Origin of the sequence: Vibrio hippocampi (assembly GCF_921292975.1) — a bacterium.
In the GTDB taxonomy this organism is placed as follows: domain Bacteria; phylum Pseudomonadota; class Gammaproteobacteria; order Enterobacterales; family Vibrionaceae; genus Vibrio; species Vibrio hippocampi.
In genome coordinates this window covers 1,368,459-1,384,886 of the sequence record NZ_CAKLCM010000003.1, presented here as the reverse complement: position 1 = coordinate 1,384,886, position 16,428 = coordinate 1,368,459, and the positions used below count along the sequence as shown (strand labels likewise).

General features: G+C 44.4%; 19 protein-coding genes and 1 riboswitch. Of the genes, 7 read left to right on the top strand and 12 right to left on the bottom strand.

Going from position 1 to position 16,428, the window contains the following annotated elements:
- Positions 1 to 43: 43 nt before the first annotated feature.
- Entirely contained in the window at positions 44 to 772 is a 729-nt protein-coding gene (locus L9Q39_RS19230) for a flagellar brake domain-containing protein (RefSeq protein WP_237486752.1), read from the bottom strand.
- Positions 773 to 1,215: 443 nt separating this feature from the next.
- Here L9Q39_RS19230 and L9Q39_RS19225 point away from each other — a divergent pair, with 443 nt between their 5' ends.
- On the top strand, positions 1,216 to 1,737 hold the full coding sequence (locus L9Q39_RS19225) for a DUF2058 domain-containing protein (RefSeq protein ID WP_237486750.1): 522 nt from the start codon (positions 1,216 to 1,218) through the stop codon (positions 1,735 to 1,737).
- A gap of 131 nt (positions 1,738 to 1,868) precedes the next feature.
- Positions 1,869 to 2,426 carry a pilus assembly FimT family protein gene (locus tag L9Q39_RS20680; RefSeq protein ID WP_290369174.1) on the top strand — a complete coding sequence of 186 codons (558 nt, stop codon included), beginning with the start codon at positions 1,869 to 1,871 and terminating at the stop codon, positions 2,424 to 2,426.
- A 118-nt stretch (positions 2,427 to 2,544) separates the two neighbouring features.
- Here L9Q39_RS20680 and L9Q39_RS19215 read toward each other — a convergent pair whose 3' ends face one another.
- The 3 genes from L9Q39_RS19215 to L9Q39_RS19205 all read right to left on the bottom strand — a co-directional run bounded on the left by L9Q39_RS19215 (position 2,545) and on the right by L9Q39_RS19205 (position 5,195).
- Positions 2,545 to 4,158: a methyl-accepting chemotaxis protein gene (locus L9Q39_RS19215; protein WP_237486748.1), complete on the bottom strand. Its 1,614-nt coding sequence runs from the start codon at positions 4,156 to 4,158 to the stop codon at positions 2,545 to 2,547.
- 199 nt (positions 4,159 to 4,357) lie between these two features.
- Positions 4,358 to 4,651, bottom strand: a complete 294-nt coding sequence (locus L9Q39_RS19210; protein ID WP_237486746.1) for an ArsR/SmtB family transcription factor — start codon at positions 4,649 to 4,651, stop codon at positions 4,358 to 4,360.
- Between the two features lie 91 nt (positions 4,652 to 4,742).
- The gene (locus L9Q39_RS19205) at positions 4,743 to 5,195 is read right to left on the bottom strand and encodes a DUF2850 domain-containing protein (RefSeq protein WP_237486744.1); all 453 of its coding nucleotides are present in this window, start codon (positions 5,193 to 5,195) and stop codon (positions 4,743 to 4,745) included.
- A gap of 153 nt (positions 5,196 to 5,348) precedes the next feature.
- Between L9Q39_RS19205 and ppnP the strand changes: the two genes are divergently transcribed.
- From ppnP to L9Q39_RS19185, 4 genes are all read left to right on the top strand, one after another.
- Positions 5,349 to 5,630: a pyrimidine/purine nucleoside phosphorylase gene (gene ppnP, locus L9Q39_RS19200; RefSeq protein ID WP_237486742.1), complete on the top strand. Its 282-nt coding sequence runs from the start codon at positions 5,349 to 5,351 to the stop codon at positions 5,628 to 5,630.
- 53 nt (positions 5,631 to 5,683) lie between these two features.
- Positions 5,684 to 5,783, top strand: a riboswitch (purine riboswitch).
- 90 nt (positions 5,784 to 5,873) lie between these two features.
- The gene (locus L9Q39_RS19195; RefSeq protein ID WP_237486740.1) at positions 5,874 to 6,887 is read left to right on the top strand and encodes an adenosine deaminase; all 1,014 of its coding nucleotides are present in this window, start codon (positions 5,874 to 5,876) and stop codon (positions 6,885 to 6,887) included.
- Positions 6,888 to 7,157: 270 nt separating this feature from the next.
- Positions 7,158 to 8,051, top strand: coding sequence for a penicillin-insensitive murein endopeptidase (gene mepA, locus L9Q39_RS19190; protein ID WP_237486739.1), 894 nt, complete (start codon positions 7,158 to 7,160; stop codon positions 8,049 to 8,051).
- A gap of 379 nt (positions 8,052 to 8,430) precedes the next feature.
- Positions 8,431 to 9,546 carry a GGDEF domain-containing protein gene (locus tag L9Q39_RS19185; protein WP_237486736.1) on the top strand — a complete coding sequence of 372 codons (1,116 nt, stop codon included), beginning with the start codon at positions 8,431 to 8,433 and terminating at the stop codon, positions 9,544 to 9,546.
- Between the two features lie 111 nt (positions 9,547 to 9,657).
- Here L9Q39_RS19185 and L9Q39_RS19180 read toward each other — a convergent pair whose 3' ends face one another.
- Together L9Q39_RS19180 and L9Q39_RS19175 are read right to left on the bottom strand one after the other, a co-directional pair.
- Entirely contained in the window at positions 9,658 to 10,263 is a 606-nt protein-coding gene (locus L9Q39_RS19180; protein WP_237486734.1) for a leucine-rich repeat domain-containing protein, read from the bottom strand.
- A gap of 78 nt (positions 10,264 to 10,341) precedes the next feature.
- Positions 10,342 to 10,638, bottom strand: coding sequence for a YfcZ/YiiS family protein (locus L9Q39_RS19175; RefSeq protein WP_237486732.1), 297 nt, complete (start codon positions 10,636 to 10,638; stop codon positions 10,342 to 10,344).
- Between the two features lie 457 nt (positions 10,639 to 11,095).
- Here L9Q39_RS19175 and L9Q39_RS19170 point away from each other — a divergent pair, with 457 nt between their 5' ends.
- Positions 11,096 to 11,557, top strand: a complete 462-nt coding sequence (locus L9Q39_RS19170) for a TetR/AcrR family transcriptional regulator (protein WP_237486730.1) — start codon at positions 11,096 to 11,098, stop codon at positions 11,555 to 11,557.
- 82 nt (positions 11,558 to 11,639) lie between these two features.
- Here the strand turns inward: L9Q39_RS19170 and L9Q39_RS19165 are convergent, their stop codons facing one another.
- From L9Q39_RS19165 to L9Q39_RS19140, 6 genes are all read right to left on the bottom strand, one after another.
- Positions 11,640 to 12,428 (bottom strand): heme ABC transporter ATP-binding protein, encoded by a 789-nt coding sequence (locus tag L9Q39_RS19165; protein WP_237486728.1) that lies wholly within the window; start codon positions 12,426 to 12,428, stop codon positions 11,640 to 11,642.
- Positions 12,425 to 13,459 carry a FecCD family ABC transporter permease gene (locus L9Q39_RS19160; protein WP_435532855.1) on the bottom strand — a complete coding sequence of 345 codons (1,035 nt, stop codon included), beginning with the start codon at positions 13,457 to 13,459 and terminating at the stop codon, positions 12,425 to 12,427. Before L9Q39_RS19160 ends, L9Q39_RS19165 begins: the two co-directional genes overlap by 4 nt.
- A 151-nt stretch (positions 13,460 to 13,610) precedes the next feature.
- Positions 13,611 to 14,471, bottom strand: a complete 861-nt coding sequence (locus L9Q39_RS19155; protein WP_237486724.1) for a heme/hemin ABC transporter substrate-binding protein — start codon at positions 14,469 to 14,471, stop codon at positions 13,611 to 13,613.
- Between the two features lie 16 nt (positions 14,472 to 14,487).
- A complete protein-coding gene (locus tag L9Q39_RS19150; RefSeq protein ID WP_237486722.1) occupies positions 14,488 to 14,904 on the bottom strand; it encodes an ExbD/TolR family protein in 417 nt (138 codons plus the stop codon).
- Positions 14,897 to 15,595, bottom strand: a complete 699-nt coding sequence (locus L9Q39_RS19145; RefSeq protein WP_237486720.1) for a MotA/TolQ/ExbB proton channel family protein — start codon at positions 15,593 to 15,595, stop codon at positions 14,897 to 14,899. The genes L9Q39_RS19150 and L9Q39_RS19145 overlap by 8 nt, the downstream gene beginning before the upstream one ends.
- 2 nt (positions 15,596 to 15,597) lie before the next feature.
- The gene (locus tag L9Q39_RS19140; RefSeq protein WP_237486718.1) at positions 15,598 to 16,383 is read right to left on the bottom strand and encodes an energy transducer TonB; all 786 of its coding nucleotides are present in this window, start codon (positions 16,381 to 16,383) and stop codon (positions 15,598 to 15,600) included.
- Positions 16,384 to 16,428 lie beyond the last annotated feature (45 nt).

Below are 16,428 nucleotides of genomic sequence, written 5' to 3'. Positions count from 1 at the left end.
CTAAAGCACCGACTTCAGTAGGTGGTTATCATTTCGAACCTTGCTAGGATCGGAGTTTCAATTTAGTGCCATCAAATTTTAATTGCGCCAATAGCGCTTTCCCATTGCGCTCTCCCGGCGTATCAAATTTAATTCCATACGCGATGTAGTGATTGAATTTTTGTAGGTTACAAATCAGTCCAGAGAGAGGAGGGAAAAAACGGGATTTGCCCGCCGAAGATTGGACATGGATCGCAACAGGTTGTCCAATATCGAGCGATTTGCCCAGAGCTGGAAGAATAAAGCGGCAACCACTTTTTGACATGTCTCTGAGTTCGCACTGAACTCGGCGTTCACCTACCTCTAATTGCCCACCAAGATTTAAGTCATACCTTGGCTCTTTGCGTAGATTCGTCACTTGCATTGATTGAGGGACTGAGAGTGCGAGTAACCTGATCGGCTCCTCAATAATGTGCATGAGTTGCGAACGAAACTGCACCACACCACCTTCGCCACGTTGAGAGATAGCACGAATGGTGAGCCAAAAGCCTTCTTGAAAGAAATATTTGACATCGCTGTCGTCAATATTGGGTATTTCAATCAGGATCTTGTTGTCTGTGTGACAGCCGATGAACTGACTGTTACAACGAAATGATGTTCCAACCGGAGTGGTGATCGTGATCGTGATGTCACCACCATGTTCTATCAGTGATAGAGCATCGGTACTGTTTAAGGTTTGAGCCGAGCGTTGTATCGGAGTATCGGAGTCTTGTTTGGTATTATCTTGCGCCACTAGTCTAATTTCCTGACGATGGGGTGTTTGTCGTTAAGAATTTTTAATTTTTATCCATCACGAAAAGTGTATTTATTCATGTATCAATATGCAAACAGAATTAGTGTAAATCATGCGGTTTATTTTGTTGCCTGTACAAGTCATGAACAAACACATGAACAAAGGTCAGGCATGATTAGCATGTGGCTGCCTAATCTATCGTCAAACGAAGCTGGCGATAAGGTCTATCCCAAGTTACCTCTGAACTCTGCACCTTGCGGTAATTTGGGGATATATCAATGGATAACATGGTCTTATCCATACCGGTATAAAAAACCAAGAATTTGTGGTGAATAGCTTGCTTAGAAGCAGGTTTCTTGGGAACATTTGCCACTATCCCCAAGTGACCTCGCATCTTGAGGTTACTTGGGGATATGTCGATGGAATAAGTTAAGGGTTATCTAATGTCTAAACTCTCACTACAAGAGCAGATGCTAAAAGCGGGTCTGGTCAACGAGAAGAAACTTAAAAAAGCCAAAAAAGGTTCAAAGAAATCTCGTGTGCAGGCGCGTGAAGCCAAAGAGGCGGTGTTGCAGAACAAAACTGAACAAAAGCAGCGAGATCAGGCGCTAAATAAACAGCGCGACCAGGTTAAATTGTCGAAAGAGATGCAAGCTCAGGTTAAGCAGCTTATTACGCTTAATCAGATAGATTTAGGTGATGGTGATATCAAATACAATTTTACCGACGGTAGCTTGGTCAAGTCGGTCTATGTGAAAGCGGATATCCAGAAACAGTTAAGTCAGGGTGTACTGACGATTGCTCGCCTAGAACAAGGCTATGCGGTTATCCCTACGGTTGTGGCAAACAAGATCCTTGAGCGTGACAGCGAAGCGGTAATTCAAAATGAAGCGGCAACGACTGAGGTTGCTGAAGAAGACGACCCTTATGCACAATATGTCGTTCCTGATGATCTAATGTGGTAATTCAGTACTAGGTTGGTATTGCACTAATTCCAAAGATGGTAGGTTTAAAGTTTACTAAATTGTTGATGTTTTGTAACATGCGTAAGCTTAAGTTGTGGCAATAGACAATGATCCATGGAGGGGAGCTGCGCATGACAACCTATCATCTTAGAGGTTTTACCTTAATCGAAATGGTAATTTCGATTGTGATAATGGCCGTTTTAGCCGTGATTGCTGCTCCGCGCTTTTTGAATTTACAGCAAGACTCAAAGCAGGCGACGGTTGAAGGTGTCAGTGCTGCCCTCGCTTCCTCACTTAAATTGGCAGAGTCACGTATCATCATTGATAATGCGACCCAATCCATTGATTATGCCGGAGAGAACATTTCTTTAACGGGCAATATGCCAGCGGCCAGCGCCGATACGTTAAGGGCTTTGTTGCATATTGATGTTCCTAGCTCTTGGACCCGCAACTGGTGGGAAGATCCATGCGATGAACCGGAGTTTTGTATCTTAGGCAATATGTACGTTGGCAAGGGAAACTACGTTGAAGTGCCTGGTTTCCCACTCGACTCCAATGGTGGGTTAGACAGAGCTTCTTACATTTGGCCCAGAGGCTACACTTTGCAGTCTGAGGGTTGTTATGCTTTTTACATTAACAAAGCCAGCGCAGAGGTGTATCACACGGGTGCTATCGTGAGTGGTTGTTAGGGTGATGGGTGGTTGTTAAGGTGATGCGCTTTTCCAAATTTGCATCACGGTAAAAATACCGTTGAGATATAAAGAAAGCGACGCGCTAAAACCGCATCGCTTTTTGTTGGTGCAACGGTTAGCTGAAGTAACCGAGCTTTTGGTTTAAGTCATCACTGGCTTCGGCCATTGATTGAGACTGTTCCGCTAAGCTCAAGCTGGCTTGGCGAATTTCGTTAATTGATAGGTGAACGACGTTGACACTTTCATTGATGTCGTTGGCAACGATACCTTGCTGCTCGGCAGCTGCGGCGATTTGAGAAACCATATCGTGACTGCTGTTGAGCTGGATAACGGCGGTATTTAACTCTTCTTGTGTTTGAGTCGCTAGCTCAACACTCTCAGAGATTTTTGCTTGATTAGAAGACATCACCGCGATAACGCTTGCCGTACGCTGATTCAGTTGTTCAATCGTTGTCTGTACCTGAGTCGTTGACTCTTGAGTTCGACTGGCTAGGTTGCGAACTTCATCCGCAACGACAGCAAACCCACGCCCCTGCTCTCCAGCACGAGCCGCTTCAATCGCTGCATTCAGCGCCAGTAGGTTGGTTTGCTCTGACACTTCATCAATCACGACAAGCACATTGCCAATATCATTAACGCCTTGCTGCAATGCTTCCATCAGTTGTTGGGTATTATTAATGTCGTCGGAAACGGCTGCAATATTGGTTAGGGTATAGCCCATACTGCGACTCCCTTTCGCCGCATATTCTTTGCTTTCTTCCGTCGCGCTTGCTGTTTGGTCGCAATTTGAAGCGATATTTTGAATGGTACTCGTCATTTCATTCATTGCCGCTGACAATTGCTCAAGCTGTTCGCTTTGAGATTGGATGCTGGTGGAGGTCTGTTCACTGGCGGCGGCAAGGCTGCTTGAGAGCATGCTGGATGATTGCGACGAAACTTTTGCGGTATCTATTGTGCTGTTGAGCACGGACACCATACGCTGTAGCTCGGTTGCTAAGGTACCAATCTCATCACCACGTTGTTGTTTGTTTTTTATGCTCAGTTGACCGTTAGCGATCTGCTTGACATCCTTCACTAAGTCTTCGATAGGAATAATGATATTTCGAGCGACGGCTAAACAGATGACAATAAGCAAAAGTGCAGCGAGTGAGTTAATAATGATCTCTTCCCATATACTTGAATTAAAGGCGGCTTGAATATCAGAGGTCTGCACGCCGGAGCCAATAATCCAATTCCATTCTGCAACGTAACTAACAAAGGAGACTTTTTCATCGTCTACTCCTTTTGCATTGCGCCAGTGGTAAGTAAGGAAGCCTTGTTGTTGAGTTTTGGCAATGTTGCTCATCTCTTGCCACATCAATTTGCCTTTCGAATCAGTCTTAGATGTTGCATTAACACCATCGAGTTCAGGGCGGGTAGAGTGCATTACAATTCGATTGCTACCATCGGTGATCCAAAAGTAGTTATTGCCATCGTAGCGGAGAGATTTTATGGCTTGTTTTGCGGCTTGCTGGGCTTGCTCTAGACCCATGGATGAAGCTTGCTTTTGGTAGTATCTAACGAGATTTGTTGCAATCTCTACATTACTTTTGACTGAAGATTTTCGTTGTTCATAGTTGACATTATTTTGCACGATCAGGTTAATAATACCTGTTGAGAAAAGAATCAACATAGCGATAACAACGATCCCCTGTAACTTGGTACGGATCGATAAGTCTTTAAGCCTCATTTTAATATCACCTTTTACGTCCTTGATTTTTTGGTGTGTACGCGCTGCTTGCGTAATTAAACGAATGAGGATTATGTAATGAAATAAGACAAGTGTTAACCGAAAATGAAAATAAATGGCATTTAGGCGATTTATCGTGACTCATGTCACTAATTTGGTTCTTTTTCCTTATTTATTAAGTGGTTAAGTTTCCTGGTTATTAGCAAGATTCGTCAACGCAGCACTCGTCCTGAAGAAAACCGATCACTTGTTCTAGATGGTTATATTTGGCGACACAATACAAGACTCTACCTTCACGGCGTTGTTCGAGCAGTTGAGCAGACGCAAGACTGGATATGTGGTGGGAAAGTGTGGAGGCAGGGATCTGTAATCGTTCTTGAATTTCACCGACGGGGATGCCTTTATGCCCTGCTTTGACGATTTGGCGGTAGATTGCTAGACGAGTGACATGACCGAGTTCTTTAAGAGCTTTAGCAGCAGTTTCGATTTGCATAATAGAAAGCCTAACGACAGTTAACAGAGTATTTCGATAATAATGGAAATTAAATATCAGCTCTAGCTCTTTTTCACTCCTAAGCGGATTATTAGTCGCCAAAGTGTTTTTTAACGGCGTCACGCCTGTTGGTGCCAGAGCCACTTGAACTACCAGAAAGGGTATGCTGGTAACCTTTGAGTATAAATCGTTGTGGTGGCATGCGAGGTGTAATGCGGCGCAATTGCGGGGAACTTTTTGACCCCACTTTTTCATAAACCCACAGTCCACTACCGGTTTTAACGGTGGCAATTCGACCATTGAATTGGTATTTGGTCGCAATAAGTTTGTAGTCTCGATGAACGCCACGGTCAGAAAATTGCAACACCTCTGTTTGCTGGTTAGGTGTACCAATTTCTATCCATTCACCATGGATATTATCTGGCGCAACGTAGGTTCCTTTGCTGGTTACAAAGGCCATCACGATAATGATCACTAAAGAGAGAAAGATCGTACCTAAGCCAATCATCATGTAGGTTTGTCGACTGTCCCTATAAACTGCCACAACGCACACCTTCCTGTGTCTAAATCCAATATTACTGAGCGAATGGGATTGTTAATTAAATTACAGAAGGCTCAATTAAATAACAACTTGTTTTAATAGATTTAGTGCGGTAAAACCATAAATCCAATTCGGTTATTAATTTAGGAAAGTCGTATGATTAAGGAAAATAGCTATTTTGACGCTCAGGTCAAGTCGCTTGCTTTTAGACAAGATGATGGCGAGAGCAGTGTTGGTGTCATGTTGCCGGGCACTTATCAATTTGGTACAGGCAAGCCAGAAAAAATGACCGTAGTAAAAGGTGAGTTGATCGTTAAACGTGAAGGCGAACAAGAGTGGGCAAGCTTTAAGGCTGGTGACGCTTTCAATGTCACTGGAGACTCTTTCTTCGACGTAGAAGTTAAAGTGGCGACGGCTTATCTTTGTGAATATTTATAATCGTTAATTACGATTAACTTCAACGGTTTACTTTTTTTCAAAAGCAAGCTCGGTTATAGTGATCGGGTTTGCTTCGTATAACCCCAATGATATGGTTTGGGGGTTTCTACCAGTCCCCGTAAAGTGCTGATTACGAAGAGTAAAGGTAATTAATTTTTCCTGACTCTTTGTAGTAGCTAAGCCAGTTTTCTCTTAATACTACCTATACTTAGAGTCAGTCTATCTGGTGTATTAAGGGCAATTATGAAAACATTTATTCAATCTCTTCCTAAAGTAGAACTTCATATACATATTGAAGGCTCTCTTGAACCGGAACTTCTATTTAGCTTGGCGCAGAGAAACCAAATTTCTTTGCCATACGCATCGCCAGAAGCGCTTAGGAAGGCCTATGAGTTCGAAGACTTACAATCGTTTTTAGACATTTACTATCAAGGTGCGGGTGTATTGCAGCAGAAGCAGGATTTTTATGACCTGACTTGGGCTTACCTGCAAAGATGCAAGCAAGACAATGTTATTCACACAGAAATCTTTTTTGATCCGCAAACGCATACTGATAGAGGTGTTGCTTTTGAGACTGTGATTGAAGGTATTGATGCTGCTTTAAAGGCAGGGCAGCAACAACTTGGAATATCATCAAACTTGATTATGTGTTTTCTGCGCCATTTGTCAGAGGAGCAGGCGATAGAGACGCTGAGACAAGCCTTGCCGTACAAAGACAAAATCGTGGCTGTCGGACTTGATTCTTCGGAACTGGGTCATCCACCCGAGAAGTTTCAACGTGTGTTTGAACAAGCTAGAGAACAGGGTTTTTTGACGGTTGCTCATGCAGGGGAAGAAGGACCAGCACAAAATATCGTCGATTCAATCGAGTTACTGGGCGTGAGTCGGGTTGATCATGGGGTACGTTGTGTTGACAGTGAATCTTTGCTGGCACGTTTGATAGCCTCAAAGATGCCGCTCACCGTTTGTCCGCTGTCTAATATAAAGCTTTGTGTCTTTGATAACATGCAGCAGCACAATATTGTTGAGTTGTTGCGACAAGGGGTTGCGGTCACGATTAATTCCGATGATCCGGCATACTTTGGTGGGTATATGACCGACAATTTTAACGCGGTAGCCAATGCGCATACGATCACCATGCAAGAGTTGGCTCAGTTCACCATTAATGCAATAGAGGCCAGTTTTATTTCCGACAGTCAAAAGCAAGCCTATCGCTTGTTAGTCGACCGTTACCTCGAAAAAGCAGCATTAATCTAGTTGTTCATCCACAGCACGCAAGACTAAAACCTCAGACGCTGCTGTCATTCAGTCCATGGGACAATGGGCTGAATGTCTTGTTATTTAGTCTCACTGACTTTATTTATTATCCTTTGCAAAAAAACGACCGTAAAGTTTCCTATCCTAATGATGGCGTTGTTGACACCACAGGTACGAGGCAAAAGTATGAGTACAGTTTGCGAAAAATCTATTTGCGAAAGAGCTATTATCGAAAGAGCCATTAGCGAAAGAGCTATTGTTGAAAGAGCTATGATTGATAGAACTAACGCACTCATTAGCAAGGTAAAGCTGCGTGCATGGTGGCTTGCCTTAAGCTTAATATGCTTGCCCTTGGAAGCGGCATACGCTGGTTATCAAACTTGGTCAGAAGTACTGACACCCACTCAGGGGACTTCTGATGCTATCGGCAGTTATGCTAATGGTTGTCTTGTCGGAGGAAAAAGTTTAGCGCTGAGTGGTGATGGCTATCAAGTGATTCGCAGCAATCGAAACCGTTACTATGGGCATACGAGTATGATTCGTTATCTCACTGACTTAGCCAACAAAACTCAAAGGTTGGGCGTAGGGCAGTTATTAGTGGGCGATATAGCAATGCCGAGAGGGGGACGATTTACCTCTGGGCACACGAGCCATCAAACCGGTTTAGACGCTGACATTTGGCTGCGATTACCATTAGCCCCTCTTGAAGCCAACCAGTTACAAGATCCCACGCCATATCCCGTTGTCGATATTAAAAACTATCGTTTTAAAGAAGATAAATGGACAGATAATCACTCGCTATTGTTGCAGTTAGCAGCCGACGATCCCCGTGTTGCCCGTATTTTTGTCCATCCACTGATCAAAAATAAATTGTGTGAGCAGGAGTGGAAGCAACGCGATTGGTTAAGAAAAGTCAGACCCTGGTGGGGACACTATTATCATTTTCACGTCAGACTTAACTGCCCAGAAAACAGTAGCGAATGTATTGAACAGGCGGTCCCGCCCAAAGGGGATGGCTGTGGTGCTGAATTAGCTTCATGGCGACCCACGGCTAAACCTAAAACGGCGGTCGATAAACCCAAAGTGAAAGTAGTTAAAAAAAGCCCGCCGAAGCAATCTAAACCAACGTACCCAACGTGTATTGCTCTTCTATCAACGCCTTAACGGAGAAAAGTTAAAATTCACCCAAACTTCATAGGGTTATTGATGAACTCAAGAGGTTACTGTCTGTGATTTTTGTCACAAAAAATAATATTATCAGTGTTATTAATACTAATATCGACAAGTGACTTGGATTTATAAACTATAGTGCATAGTGTGCGCCGTTGTTGTCCTGGAAGATACAGGTCGCTATAGATACCCAAGTCACCTCTGAAACTCTGCATCTTGAGGTAACTTGGGTATAAGAATGAGTTTAGCGCGTGGTGTTTAGATTTTAGTTTCAATGACCATTCGAGGTACCTGCATGGACGCGTTTTCTCTCGACATGAGAACGCTTAATTTCATTATAATTTTGTTCTCCTTTATTTACGCGCTCGGCTTTATGTTGTTTCAGAGAACTCAATTGAGAGTTTCTGGTCTCACCATGTTTGCAGTGGCTATTTTAGGTATAGGCTTAGGACCAATGCTTATTGGTCTGCGAGGAGTCGTGCCTGATTGGGCGAGCATTGTTGTCGGCAATCTCATTATACTGATGGCTTTTCAATTGAATTTGTACAGTTTGTGCATTATTCGACAATACAACAAAAACATGGCTTTTGCGGTTGCAACCGGTCTGCCGCTCGTCATTACCTTTTTAGTTTATTTTACTACCCAGTTTCCTTCGACCAGAGCTCGGGTAATGATCATCAGTTTCTATTTATCGACGATTTGTATAACGACTGCGTATGTCGTTTACAAAGGCCAACGCAATGACTTTAAACTTGCGGTTAATATGCTTTCAGGGTCATTTGCTTTTTTTGGCTTGTATATGTTGTTTCGTACCATTTATACCTTCCTTTCTGCAGAGATTGACGACTATATGGAAACGGGAATGGTTCATCAGTTGACCTTCCTGTTTAGTATCATTTTGGTGGTTTCGATCAGTTTTAGTATGCTCTGGTTGCTGTATGCGCGGTTAGTGCAGTCGATTCATGAGTTGTCTTATTTCGACCCTTTGACTAAATTAAGAAATCGTCGTGCTCTTGAAATGCATGTTAGAAAACGTTTTGCGGGTCGTTTGATGCGATTAAAACCCATGAGCATCATTATGCTGGATGTTGATCGCTTTAAGCGCATTAATGACGACTGTGGTCATATCGTTGGTGATAGAGTATTGCGTAAGGTGTCGGAAGTGATTCGCCAGCAAATTAACGCTGATGCTACGGCATTCCGGTTCGGTGGCGATGAGGTCATGATTGTTATCGATGGAGCAAATCTAGACAGTGCCATCGAGTTAGCGGAGACGATTAGAAAACAAGTTCTTCTGATCCCTCAAAACGAAATAGCGGGACAGACAGTGACGTGCAGTTTTGGAGTGGCTCAACTCAACCAAAATGAACTTTGGGACTCCTTGGTAAGTAGGGCTGATAAAGCACTCTATCAAGCGAAAGAACAAGGTAGAAACCGAGTGAGCGACGGTGATCTCCTTAGTGAACAACCTATTGCTATTAAAGCCTAATGGTGAGAACTTTCATTATCTTCAAGCATTATCTTCGAGAACTATCGCCAATAACTCACTGCAAGAACTCACTCCAACAACTCGCTTGAAGAACGGCAGCAATCACTTCCATTAAGGTGCGACAGCGCCCCCTAAATTCAACGTCTCTGGCCATTGAGTTATTTTATTTCCGCCAAGGTAAATGTTGCCTCCCACTGTCATGGTGGTTGGAAACTCAGAAATATTTGATCCCCCAATATAGAGGTCACCCTGAACATATAGGTTTTCTGGGAGTCGTGTGAGGGGAGTTCGTAATAGACTTAAATCGCCTTTGATACGCATATTATTAGGGAGCTGTTTGATTGGCGTATCATTCAGGCTGACATAGCCACCAGGAACAAAGCCTCTTGGCCATGAGGTCAGTTTGCTTCGAGATAAATCCACATAGCCCAATATTTGCGTGCCAGTTGGAATAGTGACCAATTGACAGTCTTGCGCTTTAAGGCTTCCCTGAACAATCAGTTGCTTGGGTAGGGATTGTATTCGCGTTCGAGAAATATCGAGGTTACCGCTCACAGTGAGGTTGTCGGGTAACTGGGCAAATTGACGGCTGCGCAGGTCTAGGTTGCCGTAGCTATCTAAGTGATTGAGTAACTGGTGGCGCGATAACGGCTCTGCAACACTCAAACAGGGTAATAGCGCTGTGGTAACAAGCAATGCGAAGGAACGTTTGAACATCTCGAGCTCAGTCTTAAAGTGTTACTGTCAGATAAAATTAAAGCGAGCATATCGCTCGCTTTACAGGCAGAGATAATTTTACGCTAAAGAGCGGGTCTTTAGTTCGAAAATTAGCTTTTCTGCACTGACTTCAAATTTAAATTGAGCGGTCAATTGTTTTGATTCTTCAGTAAGTTCAGTCAAATCGTACTGAACTTGCGCAGAGACTGACTGAGCCAATTCAATGTACTTTTGAATTTCTGCTTCGAGTTGAGCTTTGGATTCCGCAAACAGTTGTACCTGTGCGACTTCATCACCTTCTTTGATCACAAAACCCATTTCGCCTGCAACGCCACAAGCGTCACATACTGTTGGCTCTTCGTATGTATTAGACATGTTGATACCTCTTACAAAATATGCCCTCATTCTATCTCTGTGTTATCACGGTATCCAGCAATATATCGGCAATAAGATCAATTTTAGTTACCAATAATGAAGATTATTCTGGCGGTTGGTTAGGCTTTAGGATGAAACTGCATGCGTATTTTTAGATGTTTAACAGTGATTTCGATCACATAAATGGCTGGGTGATAAGGGAATTATTGCTGGGATGGAACATCGTGAGTTGATAGATGGTACACTTTATAGAATGTAATAAGGTAACGTATTTGTTTTATAAAAGAATGGTTTGTCTTTGTATTAACTCATTGAGAAAGTCCACTATTTCTGTCATTTCTGGGTCAATTCGTTACAAATTGTCACCACTAATAATAGTAATTTCCTATGAGTGTGCTTTAATTATGGTATAGCATACAGTGATCGCAAGACAACCGATAAGGGAAGAACTTTAGATATGCCAAAGCGTAGCAAAGAAGATACTGAAATCACGATTCAGAAAATTATGGAAGCCGTCGTGGATCAAATCATCCGCCTAGGTTACGACAAAATGTCATACACAACATTGAGTCAGCAGACGGGGATTTCGCGTACGGGGATTAGTCACCACTTCCCTAAAAAAACGGATTTTACTGCCGCACTTGATGGTCGAATTTTTAAGATGTTCATTGAACACTTGGAGTTCGAACAGGGTATGGAAGGCTTTAGCAAAAGCTGGGTCGCTGCACTAGAAGATTCTGAGTTTTTAGCGATTTTAAGATTACTGTTCCACCATGTCGTCACATCGGAAACCTCTCACGAGTTCGCTCAGCAAGGCATTGCCCGCTTGTATAAATTAGTTGAGACTCGTTACGGTGAAGGTAGTGATAAAGAGCTTGAGTGGTTAATGGGGCGTTCATTAATTCAATTAAGCCGATAGATTCAGTAGTCTGCGAACACAGTTGAAAAGAGCCGATACATGTATCGGCTCTTTTTTATTTCGACTTTTTATTTCGGTTTTCTTATTTAGGTAATACCACGGGAATATCTTTTTCAGGGTGGCTATTAATGAGGGTTTCATAGCCATATACGTCGGCAATCATTTTACTGGTAATGGTCTGCCAAGGCGTACCATCAGCGACGATTTTCCCGTTATTAAGTACCAAGATTCGGTCGGAATATTGCGCCGCTAAGTTCAGATCATGCAGCACGATAACCACGGCACAGCCCTGCTCGGCAAGCTCCTTTGCCAGCGCTAACGTATTGTGCTGATGAGCAAGATCCAGTGCCGAAGTTGGCTCGTCTAACATCAAAATCTTTTTGTCGCCAGCATGATGCAGCTGGGTCAACACTCTTGCAAGATGGACGCGTTGTTTCTCGCCCCCAGACAGGGATGGATAGAGTCTATCGGCGAGATGAGTGACATCGGCTCTTTGCATATATTGCTGAGCAAGTTGCTTGGTTTCACGATGGGTCGTATCAAGAGGAATTGCCCCTAACTCTACGACTTCTTGTGCTAAAAAAGGGAAAGAAAGCGTACTATGTTGCGGGAGCAAGCCAAGGTGTTTGGAAAGCTTTTCAGGTCCCCACTTCTCTCGAGTCTCTCCGAAATATTTTACTTCACATGAAGAAGTCGTTTCGCCACAAAGTAATTTAAGCAGTGTACTTTTGCCTGCGCCGTTTGGTCCAAGCAACGCCGTCACTTGACCTGAGTAAAGGCTTATGTCGAGGTTATCGAGGATGACTTGATGCCCAAACTTGATCGACACATTAGAGACAGATAATGCACGATTTGACTCGCCGGTAATCATAGAATTCGCCCTTTTTGTTGAAGCAATAAATATAAGAAGAAAGGCGCGCCTACAATTGCGGTAACAATACCGACAGGCAGTTCAGCAGGAGTGACAGCGACTCTGGCAAACATATCTGCGGCGGTCAGTAAAAGGGCTCCGAGCAGAGCAGACAAAGGGAGCAGTGTTCGATGATCTGGACCGGATAGCATACGACACAGATGCGGAATGACTAAGCCGATAAAACCAATCATCCCTGCGATACTCACCGTTACACCCACACCAATTGCCGTTAGCAGGATAAGCTGGCGTTTGAGGGCTTGCACATTGATGCCCAAATGCTTGGCTTCGGATTCACCCAATAGCAGCGCATTGAGTGCCATGGATTTTCGGTAGAAGTACACGAAAAGCGCCACGAGTGTCACTGCGGCTAAAGCGATATTACCCCAGCTTCCGCCAGCGAGTGAGCCCATAGACCAGAGAGATAAATCTCTTAGCATTTGATCATCGGCAACGAAATTTAAGTAGCCGATGCCCGCCCCAGATAAGGCACTAATGGCAACACCTGCAAGCAGCATGATGGTGACGGACGTCCCCATTTTGCTGCTACCTAATGTGTAGACCAGAATCGTGGTTAGAGCGCCGCCTAGAAAAGCAAACACAGGTACGATGGCTAGAGTGAGTAACTCAGGGAATTGAACACCAATGGCAGAGAAACCAACGATGGCAATCGCGGCTCCCAAAGAAGCGCCCGCGGACACACCAATAATTCCGGGCTCTGCTAATGGGTTGCGAAATAACCCCTGCATCACTGCGCCACATAGTGCCAGGATAGCGCCCACAAGCATACACAGTAGGGTTCTTGGCAAGCGAATATCGTGGATCACCAAGTTAATATGAGGCGCTAAAGAGTTGGATCGAACCAACAATGAGGTCAGGCTCTCTTTAAAAGAGATCGCCATTGGACCAACGGTGATTGAGTAGACTGCAAATACAAACAGCATGGCTGCAAATCCACAAAAAACTACGGTACTGGGAACACGTCGTAACATAAAAAATTAACTAGCTGATTAGATAATAGGTAAGACACTGAGCCATCTTTAGTAGACGCTATTTACAGTGAATCGTTTCTCTTGGAATCGTTTTTTTGTAAATAGCGTCGCCGTGATTAGTGTCATCGAGACTGGTGCCATCGAGATAAAATCAAGGATAAAGCAGTTCGTTGATACGAGCCGCTTCACTTAAACTGCGTAGACCAAGCCCACCGACAATCGCATGACCGTCTACCGTCAGAATTTGCTTGTTCTGACCAGCAGGCGTCGCGGCAAGCGATGGCAGTGCTTTCAGCACACCGTCAACACCACCCAGCGTTTGATAGCTGCGACCACTGACGAGAATGACGTCAGGTTGCATGGCGATCATCGCTTCGTTAGAAAGCGGCTTGTAAGATTCAACCGAATCGGCAGTGTTGATGCCACCAGCGAGTTTGATGATGCCATCCGGAATGGTATTCAGTCCCGCCACATTTGCTGGGCGTCCTTCATGAATGAGCAGGAATAATACTTTTTTCGCTTCGGTGGCTTTGGGTTGATTCGCTTCGAGTGCCGTGACTTTGTCGTTGACCTGATGGTGGAGTTCAGCCACTTTGTCTTCACGAGAAACGAGCTTGGCTATCTGTTCAATACGCTCTTTGAGTCCCGCCACTGTTGGTTCTTCATTGGTTATTTGAATATCAATCCCAGCACGTTGCAGTTGATCCAGTGTCGATTTAGGACCCATCACCTCCGAGCCGATCAGCCTATCGGGTTGAAGGGCAAGTAAACCTTCCGCGGATAGCGCACGGTGATAGCCCACTTTTGGGATCTCATCGCCTTCAGTGATACTGGTGACATCGACGCCGACCAATTGATCTTGCGCATCAAGTGCATAGACGAGCTCGGTGATGGCATAGCCAACACTGATGATTTTTTGTTGCGACTCAGATTCAGCCGCAGTCACTGAAAAATTGCCCAGCAAAGAAGCAACGGCAACCAGTCCTATCTGTTTTATTGTTTTTCTATTCATTATCTTACTTTCCTTGCTAATGAGACTCTTGTTCAGTTAATAACTGAGTCGCTGGGATATTGTTTTCTTGCATAAAAGCCAACAGTTTCACCAGATGTTGAACGTCAGCGGTTTTTTCAGCCCCAATAATGATGGGTTGCTTAGATGATTGAGATTGTTCTAGCAGAGCCAAAGTGAAGTTATCCCAGTCGATATACTGGTGCTTGTTAATTGCCCAATACGGCTCATTGGCGAGTATATTGACGGTGAGTGATTGGCTATCAACTTCCGTGACGGCACTGCTGTCTGTCGTCGGTAAATCCACCTGTAGGGATTCCAGTTTGACCGATGCCGTCAGCATCAGAAACACCATGACGATAAAGATAATATCCAGTAATGGCGTGAGATCTGGAAAGAGGCTATTCGATTCCGTGGAGTTTGAGGCTCTAATCATGTTGCGCTGTCGCCTGAAGTTTATCGATGTTGTCTACCTTCACAGGATCACGGCGAGAGTGTTGAATCTCGACACCCTCAAGCCATAAGTTGGCATAGTTGAGAGTGTGCTCCAACTTAGCGATGATTCTGTCTGCCCAAAGACCAATGAGTTGTGCGCCCGAAATAGCAGGAAGCGCAATGATCAGACCGACCGCTGTCGTGCGCATTGCTAGCCCAAGACCATCGGCAAGATCATTGGGTGTGACGTTACCCGAAGCCGCCGCAATCCCTTTGAACATCTCAATAAGACCAAGTACGGTACCCAAAAGACCGATAAGAGGGCTAATGACACCAATGAGCGAGAGCAATCTCAGTCCAGAATGCAGTTGGTGTCGTTTGTCTTGTAGCCAAATAGAAGCGGCATCTTCGCGTAGTGATTTAGCGAATGAGTGATGCGCTAACAGCATAGCGACGCCTTTGTAGAGTAAAGGGCGCTTACTGCTAAAGCTCTTTGCTAGCGCTTCGATCTCTTTTTCACTATGTGCGGAGGTCTGTTTTAGAGATTGGCGCAGCGCACGGTGACCGCTGCCAGCACTAATCGCGATTTGAAATAGGCGCTCGATAATGATCATAGCGGTAATCGCTGAGCAAATAATGAGTGGCCAAGCCATCAATCCGAGTTGTTGTTCAATGTAATGCAGTTGTTCCATGATTAATCCAAATTAAAGCGAACAGGGATCCGAATTCGGTGTGCAATCGCGACACCGTCTATTTTATGGGTGGAAAACTTCCACTGTTTAATGGCATCAAGCGCCGATTTATCGAGGATTTCAGCACCGGATGATGAAATCAGAATATGTTGTGTTTGCTGACCTTGAGCATTAATCCAAATCTCATAGGTGGCGGTGCCTTCAATGCCTCTTTTTCTTGCGATACGTGGGTATCTTGGACTAACGGGCTTGCTCAAAAACGAAGGTTTTTCAACAACGATAGGCTTGCTCGAAACCCCGCTATTGACGATTTGTGGTGTTTCTTCTGGTGTTGGCTCAGTCGTATTTTCTTTGGGCTCCGGTGGTTTTGGGGAAGTTTCCGGTGGCTTAGGCTTTTTCTGTTTCTGCTGGGCGACGGGTTTCGGTTCGACCGGCTTTTTAGGTTTTGGCTTTGTGGTTTTTTTCTTAGGGACTTTTTTTTCTACGGGCTTTTTCACCGTTTTTTCAACGGGTTTCGGTGGCGTAGGTGTCGGTTCCACGATTTGTTTTTTTGTTTCAACGACTTCTTGAGGTTGTGATGTCTCTGGTTTAACTGGCTCTGGCGCAGGCTCTTTAATCGGTTCCTGGGCTTGGGCTTTAGGTGTTGGGGCAACAAAAGAGAGAGAAACAGACGTAGACGTGCTACCCGCAGGCATGGCAAAAACAGGCTTAGTTTCATTGGCTAACATAAACGCAAGGTGGAGGCCCACCGAAATCGCGCCAGCAACGGCATATCGTGCAACGTTCACTTTTAGAGAACCTCTAATAACATCTCTTCAAAACAATCGCGTAAA